19 protein-coding genes, 1 pseudogene and 1 riboswitch are annotated in these 20075 nt (G+C 44.9%); of the genes and pseudogenes, 7 read left to right on the forward strand and 13 right to left on the reverse strand.

From position 1 onward, the window contains the following. Nucleotides 1-44: 44 nt before the first annotated feature. The 3 genes from pilV to OGY09_RS17390 all read left to right on the forward strand — a co-directional run bounded on the left by pilV (nucleotide 45) and on the right by OGY09_RS17390 (nucleotide 5429). On the forward strand, nucleotides 45-1580 hold the full coding sequence (gene pilV, locus OGY09_RS17375) for a shufflon system plasmid conjugative transfer pilus tip adhesin PilV (RefSeq protein WP_502873209.1): 1536 nt from the start codon (nucleotides 45-47) through the stop codon (nucleotides 1578-1580). Between the two features lie 998 nt (nucleotides 1581-2578). Further along, nucleotides 2579-4495 (forward strand): HsdM family class I SAM-dependent methyltransferase, encoded by a 1917-nt coding sequence (locus OGY09_RS17385; RefSeq protein WP_286590719.1) that lies wholly within the window; start codon nucleotides 2579-2581, stop codon nucleotides 4493-4495. Continuing rightward, complete coding sequence (locus OGY09_RS17390) at nucleotides 4485-5429, forward strand: restriction endonuclease subunit S (protein WP_286590721.1); 945 nt, start codon at nucleotides 4485-4487, stop codon at nucleotides 5427-5429. The genes OGY09_RS17385 and OGY09_RS17390 overlap by 11 nt, the downstream gene beginning before the upstream one ends. A gap of 110 nt (nucleotides 5430-5539) precedes the next feature. On the opposite strand, the pseudogene OGY09_RS17395 reads toward OGY09_RS17390, so the two are convergent. The 10 genes and pseudogenes from OGY09_RS17395 to OGY09_RS17440 all read right to left on the reverse strand — a co-directional run. After that, a pseudogene (locus OGY09_RS17395) lies at nucleotides 5540-5750 on the reverse strand (tyrosine-type recombinase/integrase); the annotation flags it as partial. Nucleotides 5751-5761: 11 nt separating this feature from the next. Then, nucleotides 5762-6988 (reverse strand): tyrosine-type recombinase/integrase, encoded by a 1227-nt coding sequence (locus OGY09_RS17400; protein WP_286590723.1) that lies wholly within the window; start codon nucleotides 6986-6988, stop codon nucleotides 5762-5764. Nucleotides 6989-7319: 331 nt separating this feature from the next. Beyond that, complete coding sequence (locus OGY09_RS17405; protein ID WP_008784299.1) at nucleotides 7320-8123, reverse strand: cytochrome c1; 804 nt, start codon at nucleotides 8121-8123, stop codon at nucleotides 7320-7322. A 2-nt stretch (nucleotides 8124-8125) separates the two neighbouring features. Further along, the gene (locus tag OGY09_RS17410) at nucleotides 8126-9286 is read right to left on the reverse strand and encodes a cytochrome b (RefSeq protein WP_020996507.1); all 1161 of its coding nucleotides are present in this window, start codon (nucleotides 9284-9286) and stop codon (nucleotides 8126-8128) included. Nucleotide 9287: 1 nt separating this feature from the next. Next, nucleotides 9288-9839, reverse strand: coding sequence for a ubiquinol-cytochrome c reductase iron-sulfur subunit (petA, locus tag OGY09_RS17415; protein ID WP_008784301.1), 552 nt, complete (start codon nucleotides 9837-9839; stop codon nucleotides 9288-9290). 27 nt (nucleotides 9840-9866) lie between these two features. Beyond that, nucleotides 9867-10307, reverse strand: a complete 441-nt coding sequence (locus OGY09_RS17420) for a pseudoazurin (protein ID WP_008784302.1) — start codon at nucleotides 10305-10307, stop codon at nucleotides 9867-9869. A gap of 10 nt (nucleotides 10308-10317) precedes the next feature. Then, nucleotides 10318-11133: an ABC transporter ATP-binding protein gene (locus OGY09_RS17425; protein ID WP_032942918.1), complete on the reverse strand. Its 816-nt coding sequence runs from the start codon at nucleotides 11131-11133 to the stop codon at nucleotides 10318-10320. Then, nucleotides 11130-12197, reverse strand: a complete 1068-nt coding sequence (locus OGY09_RS17430) for a FecCD family ABC transporter permease (RefSeq protein WP_032942919.1) — start codon at nucleotides 12195-12197, stop codon at nucleotides 11130-11132. The genes OGY09_RS17425 and OGY09_RS17430 overlap by 4 nt, the downstream gene beginning before the upstream one ends. A 65-nt stretch (nucleotides 12198-12262) precedes the next feature. After that, entirely contained in the window at nucleotides 12263-13318 is a 1056-nt protein-coding gene (locus tag OGY09_RS17435; RefSeq protein ID WP_008784305.1) for an ABC transporter substrate-binding protein, read from the reverse strand. A 221-nt stretch (nucleotides 13319-13539) separates the two neighbouring features. Continuing rightward, nucleotides 13540-13762, reverse strand: a riboswitch (cobalamin riboswitch). Between the two features lie 247 nt (nucleotides 13763-14009). Next, nucleotides 14010-14513, reverse strand: a complete 504-nt coding sequence (locus OGY09_RS17440) for a GNAT family N-acetyltransferase (protein WP_190973165.1) — start codon at nucleotides 14511-14513, stop codon at nucleotides 14010-14012. Nucleotides 14514-14731: 218 nt separating this feature from the next. On the opposite strand from OGY09_RS17440, the gene OGY09_RS17445 reads away from it, so the two are divergent. From OGY09_RS17445 to OGY09_RS17460, 4 genes are all read left to right on the forward strand, one after another. Beyond that, nucleotides 14732-14887, forward strand: coding sequence for a hypothetical protein (locus OGY09_RS17445; protein WP_156183252.1), 156 nt, complete (start codon nucleotides 14732-14734; stop codon nucleotides 14885-14887). A 112-nt stretch (nucleotides 14888-14999) separates the two neighbouring features. After that, nucleotides 15000-15707 carry a purine-nucleoside phosphorylase gene (deoD, locus tag OGY09_RS17450; RefSeq protein WP_032942921.1) on the forward strand — a complete coding sequence of 236 codons (708 nt, stop codon included), beginning with the start codon at nucleotides 15000-15002 and terminating at the stop codon, nucleotides 15705-15707. Nucleotides 15708-15745: 38 nt separating this feature from the next. After that, entirely contained in the window at nucleotides 15746-16900 is a 1155-nt protein-coding gene (gene tsgA / locus OGY09_RS17455; RefSeq protein ID WP_032942923.1) for an MFS transporter TsgA, read from the forward strand. A 96-nt stretch (nucleotides 16901-16996) separates the two neighbouring features. Beyond that, nucleotides 16997-17833 (forward strand): nucleoside-specific channel-forming Tsx family protein, encoded by an 837-nt coding sequence (locus tag OGY09_RS17460; RefSeq protein WP_032942924.1) that lies wholly within the window; start codon nucleotides 16997-16999, stop codon nucleotides 17831-17833. Between the two features lie 47 nt (nucleotides 17834-17880). Here the strand turns inward: OGY09_RS17460 and OGY09_RS17465 are convergent, their stop codons facing one another. The 3 genes from OGY09_RS17465 to cbpA form a co-directional block, all read right to left on the reverse strand. Further along, complete coding sequence (locus OGY09_RS17465) at nucleotides 17881-18567, reverse strand: Crp/Fnr family transcriptional regulator (RefSeq protein ID WP_032942926.1); 687 nt, start codon at nucleotides 18565-18567, stop codon at nucleotides 17881-17883. Nucleotides 18568-18688: 121 nt separating this feature from the next. Continuing rightward, a complete protein-coding gene (gene cbpM / locus OGY09_RS17470; RefSeq protein ID WP_003832033.1) occupies nucleotides 18689-18982 on the reverse strand; it encodes a chaperone modulator CbpM in 294 nt (97 codons plus the stop codon). Next, a complete protein-coding gene (gene cbpA, locus OGY09_RS17475; protein WP_003832035.1) occupies nucleotides 18982-19902 on the reverse strand; it encodes a curved DNA-binding protein in 921 nt (306 codons plus the stop codon). The genes cbpM and cbpA overlap by 1 nt, the downstream gene beginning before the upstream one ends. Nucleotides 19903-20075: the final 173 nt, after the last annotated feature.

The raw sequence follows: 20075 nt of genomic DNA on the forward strand, positions 1-20075 counted from the left end.
CTTTTATTTTTGTTAATTGTTAAGTACGTGAAATAAAAAGGATGATGAAAATGAAAGAAATAAATAAAAAGGGGTTTTCTTTATTGGAATTGACATTAGTTTTAGGTATTGGAACAGTGATGGCTTTCGTAAAATTTCAGGACATGAAAACTAATCAAGAAAACATGATAGCTAACACTGTTGGTAATCAGATAAAACAGATAGGAGAGGCGGCAAATCGCTATATCAGTATCCACTATGACAAACTATCAACACTTTCTTCAAGTAGCAGTCAGTCAAGTGATCCGGGACCAAGAACATGTACATCTAACGGCTGCGAAATCACATATCAAACATTAGTAAATGAAGGGTTTCTGCCTGTAGGTTATACAGGCATTAACATGCAAAAATCATCTTACAAAATAGTATTAAAACGTTCAGGGACTGCTCCCAATTTTGTTATCAATGGTCTTATTACAACAACATCACCTTGGCTGGAAGGTGGAAAATATCGTTATGATTTGTTAGGAGAGGCTATGCAGGTAGCGGGTATTGATAGCGGAATGACGCAATCAGCGGCTTTAGTATTAGGTCTACAGGGCGCATGGACCGAGACATCATCAGCTTTTAATAATATCACTGCAGCGGGTCTACTTGCGTATCGTGTTGGATACGATTCTTCTATGTATTCAGTGTATTTGCGCCGTGATGGCACATTACCTATGACCGGTAATTTAAACATGGGTAATCAGGACATAAATAATGCCAGAAATATAACGGCAGCGGGAACCATAACTACGGAGGTATTACGAACTAGCGGGGCAGCGGTGATAGACACAACATTAGACGTTGGCGGTGTGGCAACATTAAACTCTGATTTGATTGTAGCGGGTAATGGTCAAGTCAATGGAAATTTAAATTCTAATAAAACCGTATCAGGAACAACCATAACATCCAGAGGTGAGACCTATACTAATAACTGGTTCAGAACTATGGGAGATGGGGGGATTTATTTCCAAAAATATGGTGGCGGATGGAATATGACAGATTCCAATACTATAACAGCATATAATGGTAAAAACATTCAGACTTCAGCAGGATTATATGGCGGATACGTTAAATCAACCGGGAATATAGATGCTAATGGAACAGTTAACGCTGGATATGTATGGGCATCAGGAAACATTAATTCTAACTACGTACACTCTAATGGCAATATTGATGCAGTTGGACAAGTTTATGGTGCTGGTGGAGTTGTATCAGGTGGTAGAGCAACAGTTGGAGAGTATCTTCATCTAAATGGAGTGGCCTATGCGGGAAATGGATGTTCTCCTAATGGTTTGCAAGGACGAGCAGTTGATGGTTCTATATTATCTTGCACTAATGGTGTGTGGAAAGAAGGGGGCGGAAGTGTAAATAGGATGTTTATTCTTGTTGAAGGAAAGTGTTATGTTCCAAATAAAGATACCGGAGGTTGTTCTTGTCCAAACGACCCTAATCGTTTAAAACAAATAGAAGTGTCAAGATATAAAGGAAATGAATGTAATAATGGTGGAAGTAACTGTAGAGAGCCAGATAGAAGATTATACACATGCAATTAGGTGACTGGTGGCATTACGGACAGCTTTTTTTCATGATAGCGAATCACCTATGACTGCTAATTTAAACATAGATAATCAGGGCGTAAATAATTTCAGAAATATAACGGAAGAAGTTGCAACAATTTCATGGGTATTATATTTGGCTGTTAGGTTAATGGAGTGCTCAATTAAATAACGCTGTTTCAGGTGAAATGATATCATCTCAGCGGGAATCAAAAAATAGTTTTAATTAAGTGCTGGTGAATATTTTCAACTCAATGGCGTTGCTGTCAGTGACGTAGGTCGATCACCGAATGGTTTACAGGGAAGAACCAGTGGGGGACAACTTTTATCCTGTGTTAATGGCGTGTGGCAAAGTACAGGAAGTGGATTCTTTAAAGCACCACCTCCTCAAACCATACAGTGTACTTCCAGAAATAGCTCTGGTAGTGGAAGAAGAATCTATATGGCTAAAATAGATGAAACTGGCCATCTGTATACTCGATAACTTCAAACTTTGGTGTCGATACAGGTGCGTCAATCAGACATCTCAAGAAGCATCACAAACTGGGTTTGGGGTTGATTATATTTTACCACAAGTAGAATATATGACTTATATTAAACATCTTTATAAAAATGGAACTGCTTATATGGGCGTATAAACATAATGGGATTCACCGTAATTAATGTACGATAACTATGAATATAGTTATTGAATGGCTTAAAATGCTAATTGTTAGTAATTGTATAACAACTTAACCTGCTTAAAAAACAAGAGGGTTTCTAATCCCAGAATACAGAGATACACCTGAAGTTTATCCTTGTGGCAGAACTATCTGAAGCAGTTGACTATAAAGTAGACGATGTCGATAAAGAGTTTGTATTATATGATTAGTGTCTTATTTATACTATCTAACGATTCATTAACTAATATCTTTTTTTAAAATTAATTTAAAAGGATGTTGGACTGTTTGTTACTTCATGTTATAATGAAAGGAAATGCTTTATGGTTAATATAAATGAAAATAGAAAGTTATACTGAACAATTAACAATGACAGAAATGTGCTTCACATTAGGTGTAAATAGCTTTGGCTATGTTTATCCTCAGGGTAGTGTTCCTAATATTGAAAAAATAAGGGAGTCCCTATCAAAAGCGGGAGGGAAACCTATAGAGTGTGCCCTAAATAATTATAGTCTTGGGGGGAAGGGGAATTCTAAGCCTGAATTCATCATAACTTTCGAACATGATCCTTCGACTATTTTAGTTATTGAATGTAAGAGCCAGACAAGAAAACATATTAGTCCTCTTTTAAATAAGCCAAACGCTTTTGCAGTTGACGGTGCACTTTATTACGCAAAATTCCTGAAGCAGCATTATAATGTTATTGCAGTAGGGGTCAGTGGTTCAGAAAAAGAAAAGTCATCAGTAGATGTATATTACTGGCCTAAAAATCAGGATGCTCCTCTACACCAAAAGAAACTACACAATATTTTTCTTTCTCCCGATAACTATTGGAAAGCAATCAACGGAGAAAAAATATCTAAAAGTTATTCCTTGGATGAAATTCGAGATACTGCAATTGATTTTCACAATAGGCTTCGCAGTATTAAAGTAACTGAAAAACAAAAACCAATCTTCATCGCTGGCATATTAATTGCTTTAGAAGATAAAGACTTCTCTCGTGATTATATAAATCTAACTAGTTTTCCCAATATTATACTTTCGTTAACAAACGCTATAGATAATGTCCTTGATGATAGCGATATATCGAGGAATAAGAGAGATAATATTAAGGCTTCTTTTAGGTCTATCGGCCAGAACGAAAAGCTTAGTCAGATTCCTATTGGGTGCGATTATTCTATTTCATGGTATATTGAGCAACTAGAGATGAAAATTAAGCCCATGATGAATAATGCTGACTCATCTTTAGATGCTTTAGGTGTTTTTTACCATGAGTTTGTAAAATATAGCGGTGGCGATGGCAGTGGCCTTGGTATTGTTTTGACTCCGCAACATTTAACTGAGTTCATGTGTGATTTGGCTGAGATAAATGAAGATAGCTATGTTGCTGATATATGCTGTGGAAGCGCTTCTTTTTTAGTATCAGCTATGAACAAGATGTTTCATAAAACATCAGACCCTAGAAAATTTGAAAACATTAGAAAGCACCAACTACACGGAATTGAATTAGATCCTGATTTGTATGTATTAGCCATAGCGAATATGATCATTCGTAGAGACGGTAAATCCAATATTATACATGGAGACTGCTTTAACTCTAAGACGATTAAAAAATTACAAGATGCAGCTAAGTTTAGAATAGATGAGAATGGCAATGTTGCCGAAGACAATGTTGGCTTAACGGCTGGTCTTTTAAACCCTCCTTACTCACAAAAAGATCTTGTTGAGTTAGAGTTTGTAGAGCAACTTCTTAACATTCTTGTAAAGAATTCTAAAGCAGCAGTAGTTGTTCCCATGTCATGTGCTATAGGGACTAAATTTAAAGATGTACGAAAACGGTTATTTGAAAAGCACACTTTAAAGGCTGTTTTTTCAATGCCTGATGATATTTTCTATCCAACAGGAACAAATGTATGCGTTATGGTTTGGGAGGCGCATAAAGCACATGATGAAAAAGTTAAAACTTTCTTTGGTTATTGCAAGGACGATGGTTTCATAAAAAGAAAAAAATTAGGGCGCGTAGATGTTTATAATCAATGGGGCAAAATAAAGAGTCAGTGGCTTTCTTTATATAAAAATTCTGAAGAAGTTGATGGTCTTTCTGCAAAAAAAGCTGTCACTCACAAGGACGAATGGCTCGCAGAAGCATATATGAAAACTGATTATACAAAATTGACTCAAGAAGATTTTGAAAAAAGTGTACGAGACTATTTTTCTTATCTGGTAAAAGAAGGTAAAGTTCATGAAGGTTAAAGACTTATTCCACATTAAATATGGTGTTAACCTTGAGTTGAATAAGCTGGATATAACTGATGATAGTTCTGGCATAAACTTTGTAGCGAGGACATCTCAAAATAACGGTGTCGTCGCTAAGGTAAAACCATTACCAGATGTAGAACCTAATCCTGCCGGAACGATTAGCTGTGCAGGTGGTGGATCTGTATTGTCGACTTTTGTACAGCAGGAGCCTTATTATAGCGGTAGGGACTTGTATGTTCTTTCGCCAATTAAAGAGATGAGCTTTGTCAGGAAGTTATATTGTGCTCATCTTATAAGTGAGAATAAATATAAATATAGTTATGGCAGGCAAGCGAATAAGACTCTGGGCGATATTTTATTACCAGAATCAATCCCTGATTGGGTTGATAACCTTGACTTGAATCGCTTTTTCAATGAAATTAAAACCACGGTTGTTAAACCTGATTTGCCTATTAATGTATCATTATGGAAAGAATTTCCCATGAAAGATATATTTAATTTTTCTAAAGGCAAACGTTTAACAAAGGAAGATATGGTTGAAGGTGATTTAAATTTCATTGGAGCTATATCTGATAACAATGGTGTACGGCAGTTGATTGAAAATAAACCAACTCATCGTGGGAATTGTATTACAGTGAATTACAATGGTTCCGTTGGTGAAGCTTTTTATCAGAAGAACGATTTCTGGGCATCTGATGATGTTAATGTGTTAACACTTAAAAACAAAGAGCTTAATATTTTTTTGGGGGTTTTCTTATGCACAATTATAAGGACAAATAAATTAAAATTCGGATACGGCAGGAAATGGACTTTAGAAAAAATGAAAGATACCTTTATAAGGTTACCTGTGGATATTAATAATAATCCTGACTGGGATTATATGGAATCATACATCAGTAGCCTACCTTATAGTGATAGAATACAATGAAATTGCATAATAGAATAAAGGGCCACCCTTTATTCTATTAATTATAACGTATTGAATTCAAACGGCCTAACCATTCTTTCCCGGTTGACATCAAGGATATCAGCTCACTACAGGAGCATCAGCCGACGTTGATCTAGATGCTTGGCTTTGCAGCCCGGACACTGTTGCTTTCCTTATGATTGGTTTGAAACTTTACAGTGTCTTCAGACCATAAACCGGATTCAATTAAGGCCACTGGTTATTGTGCGGAAGCTGTGACCACAAATGTCCTGTTTGGTTCGTAACCCATCTTGTGCGCAGCGCCTTGCTGATGGCGTCTTCAAACAGAACAGTTAAACATTGACAATGCAGTACTTCGACCATTCGTCCATTAACGCCACACGTTTAGGCCACAGAGTTCCACGTTGGTAAGCTGCTTCAGCCTTATCTGCCAATTGGTGTGCTAATGCATGTTCAATGACCTCACGTTGATGGTCTGTGGTTTCACCAGCCCAATCACGAAATGTTGAACGGAAGCCATGTTGTGTTAAACCACTATGTCCCATTCGTTTCAAGACTGCCAGCAATGACATATCAGAAAGCATTCCACCTCTTGGGGCAGGGAATACAAGATTATTGTCTTTGAAGCGGGGTAAGTCCTTTAACAGGGCAATGGCAGCCTCAGGCAGTGGAACCTTATGCTCTTTGCTGGCTTTCATTCTGTTGGCTGGGATGGTCCAAGTTTTGTTCTTCAGATCTATTTCTGACCATTCGGCGCCACGGATTTCACCAGAGCGCGAAACTGTCAGTATTGAAAACTCAAGTGCTCGCGCTGAAATGCCTGCTCGTTTACGTAGTTCGGCCATGAACGAACCGATCTCGTTGTAGGGTAATGCAGCATGATGCTTTTGGGTCTGAACCTTGCTTGGCATTGGCAGGAGGGGCTTAAGCATACCTTTCCATGAAGCAGGGTTATCGCCCTCAAAGTATTCTTTCGCTTTTGCGTAATCGATGATCGCTTCAATGCGGCCGCGAAGACGACTGGCAGTTTCGTTTTTTGTTAACCAGATTGGTTCAAGTATCGCTAATAGGTCAGTCTTTGTAATCTCAGCGATGGGTTTTTGACCAATAACAGGATAAGCATACGTTTCCAGCGTGGACCGCCATTGAGCAATGTGTTTCTGGTTCTTTAGCTCTTTGGTTTTAATTGCGATAACGTCTTCAGCACAGCTAGCAAAGGATTTGTTCTTGTGCGCCAGACGTTCCTGATGCGCTTTATGGGCGTGCTTTTCTGCAAGAGGGTCAATACCATTACGGATTTGTTTACGCAGCTCACGAGCTTTGTCACGCGCTTCCGCTAATGAAACTTCAGGGTAGGGGCCAAGACCTATGTTTAAACGTCTCGAAACAGTTCTTCCTAGAGCATTTACTCTTACCCCCATAGCAACGCAAAGCACCCATGAACGCGACTGGCCTCTGTTTCGAAGATACAGGCCGTCAACGCCACCGACGGCAAAAGAACCTTCTTTTTTCAACTTAGCGACTGCGAGTCCGGTGAGTTCTTTTGCTTTTTTCGGCATAGTAAAATCCTGTCATACAAACCGCCATGCATAAGGTACTGCATAAAATGTCAGATTTTTTCGGATGTAGCAAGACGTCCTCGAACAATGTATTTTGACAACATATTGTTTATTAATGATAAAAATATACTATTCCTGACATTCTCGGACATTAATTTGGCGGACTACGCTTCCGCCAAACATAAACCCCAAGCTATAAAATAGCTTGGGGTTTTTTCATTTTGCTCGGTTTATATTTTGCCTTCCTTTACTCGTCTTACTCGCGCAAGGGCAACTGCGCACCTGACCGGTTGAATGCTGGTGAACTGAGTAATCCCCCGCCTCGCAAGACCTACATGAGCGAACGTCTCTTCATTAGTCGTGCTATCCATAGCAAGCCCAGCATAATAGCCAGATAGCCCATAACGTAATTTCCCTGTTGCTTTCGTTCAGAAATCGTCGGGTCGGCAGCCCATGCCAGAAAGGCGGTAACATCCCTGGCATATTGCTCCTCAGTTTCAGCTTTTTTCGACGCTGGGCTCCATTGGATCTCCCCACTCGTCAGCGGTTTTGGCATGTTAATCACACCGCCAGGAAAATAGCGATTAGCCTTCAGTTCGGGATCGGCAGGCAGATAGCCGGTTAGCAGCGCGTAAACGTAATCTGCCCCCTGGTCCGTGTAGGGCAGAAAAGCATCTAACAAAAATTGTGGGAATCCGCGATCGTATGAGCGGGCACGGACGATATAGCTCAGGTCAACGGGTTCAGCGCCATTATTAAGGTAGCGTGCTTCCCGGTCGTTTAGATATGGTGATATAAAGCTGTCATTTAGCGTACCGTCGCGCTCACCTATCTGGCCGTCATCCTGAATCGCAGGAAACTGATAGCCGCTGGCGATACTTCTTGCTTCTTCAACCGTGAGTTCCAGACCACCGGGTCTGGTCAACGTCCGAAAGGTAAGGTGTTTCATGCCGTGACAAGCGCGACACTTCTCTTCATAAACCTGCAGACCACGTCTAAGCTGTTCCTTATCATATTGACCGGTAATGCCGCTGAAGCTCCATTCCTGGCGTTCAGGCGTGGCTTCCTGCGCATATGAGGAACCCAGCCCCAATAGAGAAAAGGACAGGACGCTGAATTTCAATAGTTGTTTCATCCTCAATCCTGTTTTTCCAAAAAACGACGGCAAGGTAAGACGATTAAAAACCAGGCAAACCAAATCAGTGTCGAAAGCTGGGATGCGGCACGAATCCAACCCTCTTCATTACGAAAGCCATCAAGAAGATCCGGGCCAACCAGCGCTTTCGACCCTAACCAGCCTAAAAAGCAGGCATTAATAACCCATAGCCAGTATCCGCACTTAACCAGTTTGCTGTAATGGCGAAAACGAGCTTGGGAAGTATCAAGCCAGGGCAGAAAATAGAAAATCAGTATCGAACCGCACATCGCGGCTAGTCCCACGAATTCATTCGGGAAGCAGCGCAAGATGGAGAAGAAGGGAAGGAAATACCATTCCGGCGCAACAATCGCGGGTGTAATCGTTGGGTCCGCAGCAATAAAGTTGTCGGCGCTGCTCAGATAGTGCGGTGCGAAGAATAAAAACCAGGCGAAAACCATCAAAAAAAGAGTGATTTTGATAGCATCGAGATCGGTAATTTTGTAATCGAACAACAGGCTCCTGGACTCTTTCTCGCTAAACTTCTTTTTCATCGCTTGGGCAAACGCCGACTGTACGGTACGTATATGGATAACCGTGGCGACGATAATCACGAAGGGAAGAATAAAGTGGATAACAAAAAAGCGGCCAAGCATCGGTGTCCCCGGCGTATGGCTGCCGACTAAATATGCGTAAATTGAATCACCCACCAGCGGGATAGCCTGGGCAAAACGGGTAATTACAGTTGCCGCCCAGTAGCTTTTTTGCCCCCAGATAAGGCTATAACCAAGAAACGCAGTTATCATCAGCAGGATATACAGCGTGACGCTAACCATCCACATTGTCGTCCAGGGCTTGCGGTAAACGTTGTAGTACATACCACGAAAAATATGCAGATAGCAGGCAAAGAAAAAGAGCGACGCGCCAATAGCATGCATGTTGCGTAACAGCTCTCCATGGCGAACCGCGCGCATAATATGAATAATGGAGTCAAATGCCAGCTCAGCCGTCGGCACGTAAAACATCGCCAGCACAATACCCGTAAGGATCTGCACCCCGAGCATAACCAGCAGGATAGCGCCGATTGCAAATACCCAGAGTCCAGCAACAGAGCGAGGAAAAGGGATACGCCCGCGAAGCGAATAGACAAGCTCATTCCTCATTTCAGACTTCCTTCGTGCCGATACGCACGACCTGCCCATCGGAATGAATAACGTAGTCTGGGATTGCCAGGTTGGCAGTCGCGGGCCCGCGTGTCACGCGCCCGGAGGTATCAAACTCAGAACCGTGGCACGGACAAATCCACCCCTCCCCTCCCGGTCGGGCGTTGGGTACACACCCGGCATGTGGGCAATAACCTTGAACTACCAGCCATTGAGGATGGGCTGCAGAGACCCTGGCGCTGTCTGGCTGTGGGTCGATAAGCGTATCCAGGTCGGCACTTCTGGCAGTAATGATTTCATCCGTGGTGCGATGGTGAATAAGAATCAACTTTCCTTGCCATACACGTCTGACGGTTTGTCCAGCAGCAACACCTGCAAGAGAGACATCAATCGGTTCATTTTCCCCAAGCGCTTTTTCATCCGGACCCAAGGCCGAAACCAGCGGCCAGACTGCAGCCGCGATGCCTGCTGCACCGACAAATTTTGTCAGTTTACACAGGCATTCCCTACGTTGTTCCTGGATTTCGCCGTCTGGAAGTTTATTCTCTGCCACCTCGTATACCTCCCTGAGTATCGCGGATTAACGTTTGTCGATACGCGCGTAAATTTCCTGAAAGCGCTTGTCAGCAATACCTGGTGCTTTGAACGCTCGGTAGCTTTCTGGTAACGAGGCATCTCCAACCTTAATCAGCATCACCATGCCCTGTGCGTAATGCGGTGTACATTTGATGCCGTAAAACCCGGCATTGTCATAAGTAACTTCGATCTCTTCATCTATTTTTCCCATAAATCCAGGATAGCCAGCCGGAGACAATTCAGCGATTGAAGCAGCGTTGTGGCTCTTATGTTTACGGATAAACTTCACCGTATCCCCTGGCTGGATCTCCAGATAATCTGGCTCATAGACCATTGGTCCCCCAGCCCCACGATTTTTCATCAACACTTCGTGAGTTTGTGCGAAGGCAGAAGAGGCGAAGGCGAGTAAACACAAAATTTGCAGACTCTGTTTGAGGTATTTCATTGATTCTTCCTTAAAATTCATCAGGCCGTTGATAACGAATAAAACAATTTTCACCACCCGCATCCTTTTCAATGATGGCGTTGATTCCAAACCAGGTGTGGAGGTTTTCGCGGGTAAAAACGGTGCAAGGTTTCCCCTGCATCGCCATATGTCCGGACGTCATTACGATGATGCGATCGCAGAACATCGCGGCATGATTAAGATCGTGCAGAGCGGCAATCACCGTGAGCTTTTCACGTTTAACCAGACTCAGCAGGCCAATCTGATGTTGAATGTCGAGGTGGTTGGTGGGCTCATCCATCAGCAACAACTGCGGTTGTTGCGCCAGCGCCCGGGCGATATGCAGGCGCTGTTTTTCTCCCCCTGAAAAGGTATGCCAGCAGCGATGCTGTAATTCACTGAGATCGACCTTTTCCAGCATAGTTTGCACAATATCGTCATCTTTGGCGGACCAGGGGGAGAGCATGCTAAGCCAGGGGGTTCGCCCCAGAGAAACGGCTTGTAAAGCGGTAAGACGCTCGCTGGTTTCAGCCTGTTGTTCGACCAGCGCCACCTGTTGCGCAAGATGACGCCGCGAATAATGCTGTAGCGCCTTATGTTGCAGAGTGATGTACCCGGAGGTCGGCTTCAGCAAACCGGCCAGCAGTGAAATCAGTGACGTTTTGCCCGAGCCGTTGGGACCAATGATGCCGACAAACTCACCGGGCGTTACGCTGAGTGAAATGTCATCAACAATCGTCTTACCTTTAACCCTCCAGCGCAGATTACAGGCTTCAATAACGGCTTGTGCAGAGTTCACAAGGGGGGATACGAGATTCACCGTCATTTGTTCTGGTTTCCTCTAATCAGAATGATTGAAAACGCAGGGGCGCCAACCAGAGCTGTGATCACGCCTATTGGTAGAACCTGGCCGGGGAGTAACGTGCGGGAAATAACATCTGCGATAATGAGGAAAATCGCGCCGGTAAGCGCACTCACTGGCAGCAGTCGATGATGCTGGTTGCCGACCAGCAGACGAGCGGCATGCGGGATAACCAGACCGACGAAGCCGATCGCACCAACAATGGAGACCATAATTGCCGTCATGCCGGTGACGGCGGCAATCAGTACTGCACGGGTACGTTTTACTGGAATGCCCAACGATGCCGCAGACTCAGCGCCAAAGGAGAAGGCGTCGAGATGACGGGCATAACAGAAGCACAGCACAATACCGACCAGAGCGGTAGGAATGGCTAAGACAACATCGGGCCAACGTACACCGCTCAAATTACCTAACAACCAGAACATAATTCCACGCGCTTGCTCGGCATTTGCTGAGCGGGTGATGATGAGCGACGTAATTGCATTGAAAAGCTGCGAGCTGGCGATGCCGGCAAGAATTATTTGGGTTGTCACACCGCCGCCTTGTCTACCGCCAGCAGCCATTGCCAATAGTGCAACGAACATAAATGCCGTTAGCGCGCCAATGAAAGCCCCCAATGACATGCTGATAACGCCGGCCCCAAGCCCGGTGAGAGCAATCAGCACCGCTCCGGTGGATGCTCCGGCAGAAATCCCCAGTAGATAAGGTTCGGCGAGTGCATTGCGTAGCAGCGACTGTAACACTATGCCGGAAACAGCCAGGCAGGCACCGCAACTGGCAGAGACCAGCGCTCGGGTCAGGCGATAGTTCCAGACGATCCCAGCATCCAGCGCATCGACAGGATAGTGGGTATCAAAAAGATGATTTGCCAGCGTACTGAGCACATGCCGCCAGGGGATCAGCGTTTCGCCGATGGAAATCCCCGCCAGCAGTACGCAGCACATCAGCGCACTGACCCAGACGGTATGCCCACCGACTCTCACTGCAAGCAGACCAAAGGCACGACGCATCCTGCGTGGATCACTCATGATTATCTGCGTTCCTGAGTAACAGAGATGCGCTATACCGCGCAGGATATAGCGCAAAACGTAGATTAATGAGCAGCCTGCGGATGAGCTAAGCCATATTCAACCAGGGCATCAGCCAGTTTTTCTAGCCCATCAATAGTTCTGATCCCAGCATTCATTGTCTGTACGTCGATGACCGGCAGATGGTTTTCCTTAACGGCAGGAACCAGCGTGGTGACAGGATCGGACTTGAGGTATTCCATCTTGATCTTCCAGTCATCTGCCGGGAAGCGGCGACGGCTCATCTCGCCGAGCACAATGACAGAAGGATTAGCTTTAGCGATAGTTTCCCAGCCCACTGTTGGCCATTCTTCGGCAGAATCAATCACATTCTTCACACCCAGTGTTTGGGCTATCCATGCTGCTGGGCCAAACTTTCCGGCAACGTAAGGATCGAGCTGTAAATCGGCACTTGAAAACCAGAACACGGCAGAAACATTCTTATCAATACCGGTAATTTTATTTTTCGCTGCGGCTTCACGTGCTTTAAGGCTGGCAATCAGCGCTTCGCCTTTATCCTGAACATCGAAGATTTTTGCCAGATCGGCGACTTCCTGATACACCATGGTGATATCAAACATCCCTTTACGGACACCATCACCACCATCTTCGTTATCTTTCGCACAGTCAGCTGGCGCGGTGTAAACAGGAACCTTCAGTTCACTAAACTGTTCATAAGAGGCAACCGTGCCAGCTGGGCCGATTTGCCACTCAAACTGGCTGGCGACCAGATCCGGTTTTTTAGCCAAAATCCCTTCAAAGCTCGGAATATTTTGCGCAATAACGGCAACTTTTTCATTTTCTGTTTTATAGGTGTCCAGTACCGGGCCAAACCACAATGAAGTACCGACGACGCGATCGGCAAGCCCTAATGAATAGAGGATCTCGGTACTGTTCTGACCCACCGTTGCCACGCGCGTTGGTGCCTGATTAAAGGTAATATCGCGGCCGCAGTTTTTAATCGTCAGAGGATATTCAGTTTTTGCCGCGTTAGAAAAACCGGAAGCGAGCAGCAGAGCAGTGGTACCAAAAATAGCCAGAAGCGTTTTTTTAGAGGAGTAAAAGGTAGAATTAGCGTGCATTGTCATCGTCCCGTTGATGCCAGAATCTTAAGGTCTGGTCATGGCTCATTTCATTCCATATATCGGGAGGAGACATGAAGATAGATGACATTGAATCGTGAAATTTAAGAATAAAGATATGCGAAAAATGCAAATAATCCTGACTTAGCCAAAATCTTATTCATAAATACACTACTGCTTGTGTCAAATAATTCATCCCATGGACCATCCCGTCCACTCAATGGTATACATCATTGACAGCAGGTCTCCTGACTCACGGTAATCAGAATATCAGCCTTCCCATAAAGATAAACTTTACAGTGACCAGTGGCTTATTAGCCACACAAGGATATTCTGCATCCGCCTACAGTTGCGGGGGCAGTTATGGAATTGAATTAAATAATTCTCACCATATTCCTATTCATACACAAAATGTAATGAAATGCTGTCGAAAGTGACTCTAACGGCAATTGTTAACAAGGTCAACCACGGAATGTAAGAGGTAAAGAGATAATGCCGTTCTGAAAATGATCAGTAAAAACAATAGGATGTAGATGCATTCCTCTGTGTGTTGCTATAAATGAAAATAACAACAGAAAGCTAAATGAGAATTGATTGATGTTGATCAAACTACGAGCATGATTCAATCTCTGCGTATGAAACATATTGATCACCATCAAAAATGCTGCGGATTGGTGTTTGAATCCTTTTTTTATGAACTCTCCATATGTACCAATTGCCATTCATCCTGCATATCCATAATCACCTTAAAATTATTACGCAACCAGAAGTGATATCCTCCGGGTAAAAAATGATGGGTGTGAAGATACAACGTTTTATATTGATGTTGCTGGCAGAATACATCTGCTAAAGCAAACAATTGGCTACCAATCCCCTGTCTACGATAGCGTTCATCCACGTAGCAACGACAAATTTCTGCCGTTTCACGCAAGTTGTAACGCCCACGCAGTTCAGTAATACGATCATTATATTGACATACCGCCAGTGTGGCGATTAATTCTTGGTTTTCACTCCATGCGCAAAGCAATAAATTTCTTTCCTGTAACAGATACTGTTGTTCGAGATCAAAGAGATCTTCTTCGGTAGAAGGCATGGATCTGCCGGCATTGAAGAATAAATTAAGATGCTCAATAAGGAACGACTGAACAGCAGGAATATCGGCGTGAGTCATCTCACTAAATCTAAATGGGATCATGGCATGCATAACTCAATCTTAGAATGGAAAACGATAATAACAATAAGCCTCCTTTAAAAACAATATTGAGCGGCAAGAGTCAGAAATGCAATTATCTTTGGCGCTATTCTGCATACGGATTATAAATGGGAATCGTAAGTCCCTGCTGCTGGCGACGGTAGTGACCACGCCGCTGAGGGGATTTGGGGGGCCACAATCGGATGGTGAGGCGCTTGCTTGTGACTGGTTCCCGTCGCAGCCGTCGCCTTCATCTGGCAGTGCGAATTTGCCATGAACAACGTACTGCTTCTTTGCGTCGGGATGCTGACGTTACTCACCGCACGCCAGAAGACCAACACGCTGTGTTCCGTTTTACCACTTACCTGCACCACTAACTCTCAAAAATGAGAGGCCGATCCTCTGAGCAGGACTTTTGTCCTCAATCACCTCACAAACGTCTGGTTACAATCCCTGCATATCTTCAATACCCATAATTCAGGAATTGTTATGACTGCACATATTAATGCCAAGCCAGGTGATTTCGCGCCAACCGTTATTATGCCGGGCGATCCGCTCCGTGCTAAATTTATTGCCGAAAATTATCTAATGGATTACCGCGAAGTCACCAATGTACGTAATATGCTGGGTTATACCGGTTTATATTTTGGGCAACCTGTTTCGGTGATGGGACATGGAATGGGCATTCCTTCAATGACGCTTTATGCCCATGAACTGGTACATGATTTTGGTGTGCAAAGAATTATTCGCGTCGGCAGTTTAGGCGCAACACAACATCATGTCAAAATGCGCGATATTATCCTGGCCGTCGCCGCCGGAACGGATTCAGTCACAAATTTAAAACGTAGCGCAGGCTATGCGATGGCAACATCCGCCTATTTCCCATTATTGCAGCAGGCGTGGACGCTGGCACAGAAAGCCGGTATTGATATTAAAGTGGGCAATGTTTTCAGCGGCGATCTTTATTACGACCCTGACGAAAATTTAATACCGGCATTGGAAAAATTCGGTGTGCTGGGTGTAGATATGGAAGTAGCAGGCTTATACGCTTTAGCGCATCAGTTTAATATTGAAGCGCTGGCTATTTTAACTGTCTCCGATCATTGCCTGACCGGAGAAGAAACAACCGCAGAAGAACGACAATTGACCTTTAACAACATGATTGAGTTGGCGCTAAATACTGCTGTTACCGCTTAGTTCCGGCTTTTAATTGAACCAATCAGAGATGGCATTATATGAAGAATAAAATAGCACTTACGCTGATTAGTTTTCTGGCAAATTTTATTATGGCAGGGTTTGCCAGTCAGTTCGGTATGCTAATCGAACCGATTGCAGTACGCTACGGCGCCGATGTGAATACCGTTGCTTCGATATTTTCGTTGCTCAATGGTGGAGCATTAGCCGGCACTATCGCCGCCTTTTTCCTGATTGAGAAAATCGGTGTGAAGCGTATGACGCTCATTATCTATTCGATAGTGTTCCTTTGCGCTCTGGTAATGCATTTAAGCCCTGGCTTATGGCCTGTGATGGTCGCCATGACCCTGGTGGGTTTTTGCGGTGGAATCGGTCTGTGCGTGGCGGGAACGATTGTGGTATCGGTCTGGCAGGATCGTATTCAAAGTACGATGCTGGTGGTGCAGGACGCCACTTTCAACGTTGCGGGCGTGGTTTTTCCGCTGATCACGACCTTCGCCCTGACGCACAATATGTCGTGGAGTTACAGCTATCTGAGCGTAGGTATGGTGGCCTTACTCACGCTGGGCGTTGTGGCGCTCACCCGCTTTACTGCCTGCGAGACGGCGCCCACGGCAGATCGGACAGATAAGGTAAAATCGGAGTGGAATCCAGGGATCATCAGCGGAGGCATTGGCCTGTTCTTAGGTATGCTGGCGCTGTACACCTTCCTGACCTGGGCACCATTATTTGTGAAGAACAAATTTGGCATTCCCTTTGAAGAAGCAGGAAATATTATTACGCAATACTGGGGCGCTGCGCTGGTCGGGGCATTAGTATCAACCGTCATTGTTTCTCGGGTGAAGATACATTATTTCTTGCTAAGTATTATTCTGCTGGCTAGCATCATTACCACAATTATCGTCACTAAGGATAATATCTCTGGGCTTGATTATCTGGCATACAGTTACGGGTTTGTCTGTGCTGCGCTGTATAACTCATTTATTGCCTATGGTGTTTCTTTCGTGAAGCGTGCGAGCAGTCAGAACGTTTCTTATATTTTAATTAGCGGCAGTGCCGGGGCCATGTTTAGTCCGGCGATCAGCGCGCTCATGGAAAAAACAATGGGATTGCAGAAAATTATGTACGCAATACCGGTGTTGTATTTAATTATCTTTGTCATGTTGATGGTGACATTAAAACTCAAGCGTAATTAAAAGCACTAATAACACTTACCTCTTTAATTAAATAGCCAGTCGCCACACTATTTATATGGTGGGGCGATACTCAACCTTACTCAAAGGAATTGAAAAATGCTGAAGAACAATAAGTTAATGATTAAAAAAACAATCCTGGGTGCAGTAGTGACAATGAGCTGTATGCAAGCATTCGCAGCTGACTATACTGATGGCAACATCCGTAAAAATGATTTTAACTGGATGCAGATGAACTTAATGCAAAGTGTGGACGCGAAAGTGCCATATGGTATTCGCAATGACACCTATCTGGAACTGGAGTTTGGTGCACGCTCTGGCATTATCGATCTGTACGGTTATGTGGATTTCTTTGATATTTTGGATCGCGAGCAGGACGATCGTCATGGGGGGGATAACTTCTTTGCCAAGATATCTCCGCGTTTTTCCCTGGACGCTATTTTTAATAAAGATTTATCCGTTGGGCCGTTTAACGAATTCTATATTGCAACGGTAAATAACATTGGCGACCGGGAATTATTTGAACATTACGTTGGCCTGGGTACAGATGTGAAGGTCCCGTGGTTTGGTCTGGTGGGAATGAACATCTATGCGCACTATGTTCGTGAAAACTACGGTGCGGATAACGAAGGAAAGTGGGATGGCTATATGTTCTCGACTAACTGGTCGACGCCATTCTATACCTTTGCCAACGGCAGTTATCTGAACTATCAGGGGTACTTTGACTACCAGTTCGCCGCGAATAAGATTGCTAATCAACCGTTATACAGCAATAACGCAATTGAATGGTATAACGGTATCTACTGGCATTCAGAGCATTATGCAGTCGGTTATGGCCTGAAGTATTTCCGTAACATGGCATTGATGGAAAACCACGGCGGAGCAGGGCGTACCACCGGGCTCGGTCACTATTTCAGCCTCACCTATAAGTTCTGATTGCGCCGAAATGACACACCAATGCTCTGTTAACGAGCGTTGGTGTGTCAGTCAATGATGTCATTGCCGAGAAATTTACGCAGCCCATCCAGATCCTTAATTTCCAGTCCTTGCTTCGTTCGCGTTACCAGCCCGGCATCCGTCAGCGCTTTAACCGCCCGCCGATAGACCCGGTCGGTAGTACCGAATCGCTCAGCTTCCTGGTATTTTTTATGGAAACCATCCATCGGCTGCTTGTTCTGATGCTGGCGATACAGGTCATACGCCACGTTATGTACGATAGGATAGAGCATCCGGTGCAGGAAGATTTCCAGCATATCCTGATAATCAATCGCCATTGCACTGGCAAAAAATATCGCCAGTCTGGGGTGCTGATTTAGCGCTTCTTCCAGACGGTCACAGCTGCACACCGCTACGGTCAGTGGTTCTTCCGCGACGATATCAAGCTGGCAGCGATACCCAGTAAAAAACTCCATTTCACCAAACAGCTGCTCGTCGCATTCCATGGCGCCCAACTGGAATCGGCGGCCATTCTCCGCGCTGTAACGCAGCGAAATTCTTCCGGATTGCACCATAATCAGTCGATCGACAACCTGTCCCTGGCGGTATAGATACTCATCTTCCTGGATAATCTGCGTTTCAGAGAGCAGTTCCTCAAATATCTTCTCAATCAAGGCATCATCCTGCTGCCAGATGTTGTGAAAACGACCTTTCGTGAGGGGTTTAAGCTGCATGACTCAACGTCTTATTGTTTAAGATAATTCTTATCTCAGACTGTATGCCATCTGCTGGGCAATGTCATTAAGAGCGCGGGGCGGATAATAAAAGGACCAGCACCATGCTGGTCCTGACACACTAAGGATGGCTGATAAAGCGAGACAGGCGCTGGCGCAGCAGGCGGTTTTCCTGGCGTAACTGAGCGTTCTCCTCCAGCAACGTCAGCGCAACGGCAATCCCTGGCCAGTCAAGTTCCAGCTCCTGACGCAGACGCACCGCGCGACGCATTACTGTCAGCGCATGATCGTCAAACGTCTCGTCTTCATGGGGTTCTATCACCCCTAAGCCGACAATCTCATGCAGTTCTTCTTCTGACACACCGGTGTACAGACAAAATTCGGTAATGGTAAAAGTGACGGTAACGTTAGCCATTATGCTTTCCCCCACTCTTTGCGCGGATCAAAGGTCTTTTGTGCATCCGCCAGCTGTTGCCACAGGGCGGCACTGGCGTCGTCAGGTTTCGGTGGCATGACTATTTTGATCACCGCATACAAATCGCCGGTATGTTTTTTACTTACCAGACCCTTGCCCTTAATGCGGAGTCGCTGGCCGGCCTGGCTGCCTGCAGGAATGGTCAGCAGGATGCTCTCTTTCAACGTCGGAACGGTTACTTTCGCACCCAGCGCAGCTTCCCACGGCGCGAGGGGAACGACAACTTCCAGATCCTGATTAACAATATCGAACAGCGGATGCGGCGCAATATGAATCACCAGCCACAAATCACCGTTCGGCCCACCGTTTTCGCCGGGGGTGCCCTGGCCTTTCAGGCGGATACGCTGACCGTTACCGACGCCAGCCGGAATTTTCACATTCAGCGTTTTAGGAATTTCTCGTTCTACCATGCCAAACGCATTATAGACTGGCAGGTTGTAACTGATAGTGCGGCTATGCTCAGTAAGCGTTTCTTCGAGGAATACGGCAACTTCAATTTCAATGTCGTGCCCGCGGCTGGCAGGGCGCTGGCGCGACTGGTGCGCACGCTGACCAAAAATGGAGGAGAAGATATCGTCGAAATCTTCGGCGCTGTAGCTTTGATTCTCTCCTTGCTGGAATTGACGACTGAACTGTGGGTCGTTGCGGTGCTGCCACAGCTGGTCGTACTCGGCGCGTCGCTGCTCATCACTCAATACTTCCCAGGCTTCTGCAACCTCTTTAAACCGGGCCTCTGCGTCAGTCTCTTTGCTGACATCAGGATGATATTTACGGGCGAGTCGACGATAGGCGGTCTTGATTGTCTTGAGATCGTCTGTCGGTTTCACGCCCATAATGGCGTAATAATCCTTTAATTCCATAGCGTTCTCTCGTGTAAATCAACACTTGCAGAAGGTGAACCCTGACAACAGGTATCACCGCTAAGTTTAGGGTAATCCTGATAACGGCGAATGCCAACCGGGAAGGGAGGATATTGCGATAAACGATGCAGGCATTGCACCACCAACAGCGCAGTTGAGGTTACGGCATATGT

This window comes from Citrobacter sp. Cpo071 (genome assembly GCF_030332765.1).
In the GTDB taxonomy this organism is placed as follows: Bacteria; Pseudomonadota; Gammaproteobacteria; order Enterobacterales; family Enterobacteriaceae; genus Citrobacter; species Citrobacter portucalensis.

Bases quoted from the DNA above. Each gene is read 5' to 3' on its own strand.
- pilV (WP_502873209.1), top strand. From the start codon at position 45: ATGAAAATGAAAGAAATAAATAAAAAGGGGTTTTCTTTATTGGAATTG.
- OGY09_RS17385 (WP_286590719.1), top strand. From the start codon at position 2,579: ATGAAAATAGAAAGTTATACTGAACAATTAACAATGACAGAAATGTGC.
- OGY09_RS17390 (WP_286590721.1), top strand. From the start codon at position 4,485: ATGAAGGTTAAAGACTTATTCCACATTAAATATGGTGTTAACCTTGAG.
- OGY09_RS17400 (WP_286590723.1), bottom strand. From the start codon at position 6,988: ATGCCGAAAAAAGCAAAAGAACTCACCGGACTCGCAGTCGCTAAGTTG.
- OGY09_RS17405 (WP_008784299.1), bottom strand. From the start codon at position 8,123: ATGAAACAACTATTGAAATTCAGCGTCCTGTCCTTTTCTCTATTGGGG.
- OGY09_RS17410 (WP_020996507.1), bottom strand. From the start codon at position 9,286: ATGAGGAATGAGCTTGTCTATTCGCTTCGCGGGCGTATCCCTTTTCCT.
- OGY09_RS17420 (WP_008784302.1), bottom strand. From the start codon at position 10,307: ATGAAATACCTCAAACAGAGTCTGCAAATTTTGTGTTTACTCGCCTTC.
- OGY09_RS17425 (WP_032942918.1), bottom strand. From the start codon at position 11,133: ATGACGGTGAATCTCGTATCCCCCCTTGTGAACTCTGCACAAGCCGTT.
- OGY09_RS17430 (WP_032942919.1), bottom strand. From the start codon at position 12,197: ATGAGTGATCCACGCAGGATGCGTCGTGCCTTTGGTCTGCTTGCAGTG.
- OGY09_RS17435 (WP_008784305.1), bottom strand. From the start codon at position 13,318: ATGCACGCTAATTCTACCTTTTACTCCTCTAAAAAAACGCTTCTGGCT.
- OGY09_RS17440 (WP_190973165.1), bottom strand. From the start codon at position 14,513: ATGATCCCATTTAGATTTAGTGAGATGACTCACGCCGATATTCCTGCT.
- deoD (WP_032942921.1), top strand. From the start codon at position 15,000: ATGACTGCACATATTAATGCCAAGCCAGGTGATTTCGCGCCAACCGTT.
- tsgA (WP_032942923.1), top strand. From the start codon at position 15,746: ATGAAGAATAAAATAGCACTTACGCTGATTAGTTTTCTGGCAAATTTT.
- OGY09_RS17460 (WP_032942924.1), top strand. From the start codon at position 16,997: ATGCTGAAGAACAATAAGTTAATGATTAAAAAAACAATCCTGGGTGCA.
- OGY09_RS17465 (WP_032942926.1), bottom strand. From the start codon at position 18,567: ATGCAGCTTAAACCCCTCACGAAAGGTCGTTTTCACAACATCTGGCAG.
- cbpM (WP_003832033.1), bottom strand. From the start codon at position 18,982: ATGGCTAACGTTACCGTCACTTTTACCATTACCGAATTTTGTCTGTAC.
- cbpA (WP_003832035.1), bottom strand. From the start codon at position 19,902: ATGGAATTAAAGGATTATTACGCCATTATGGGCGTGAAACCGACAGAC.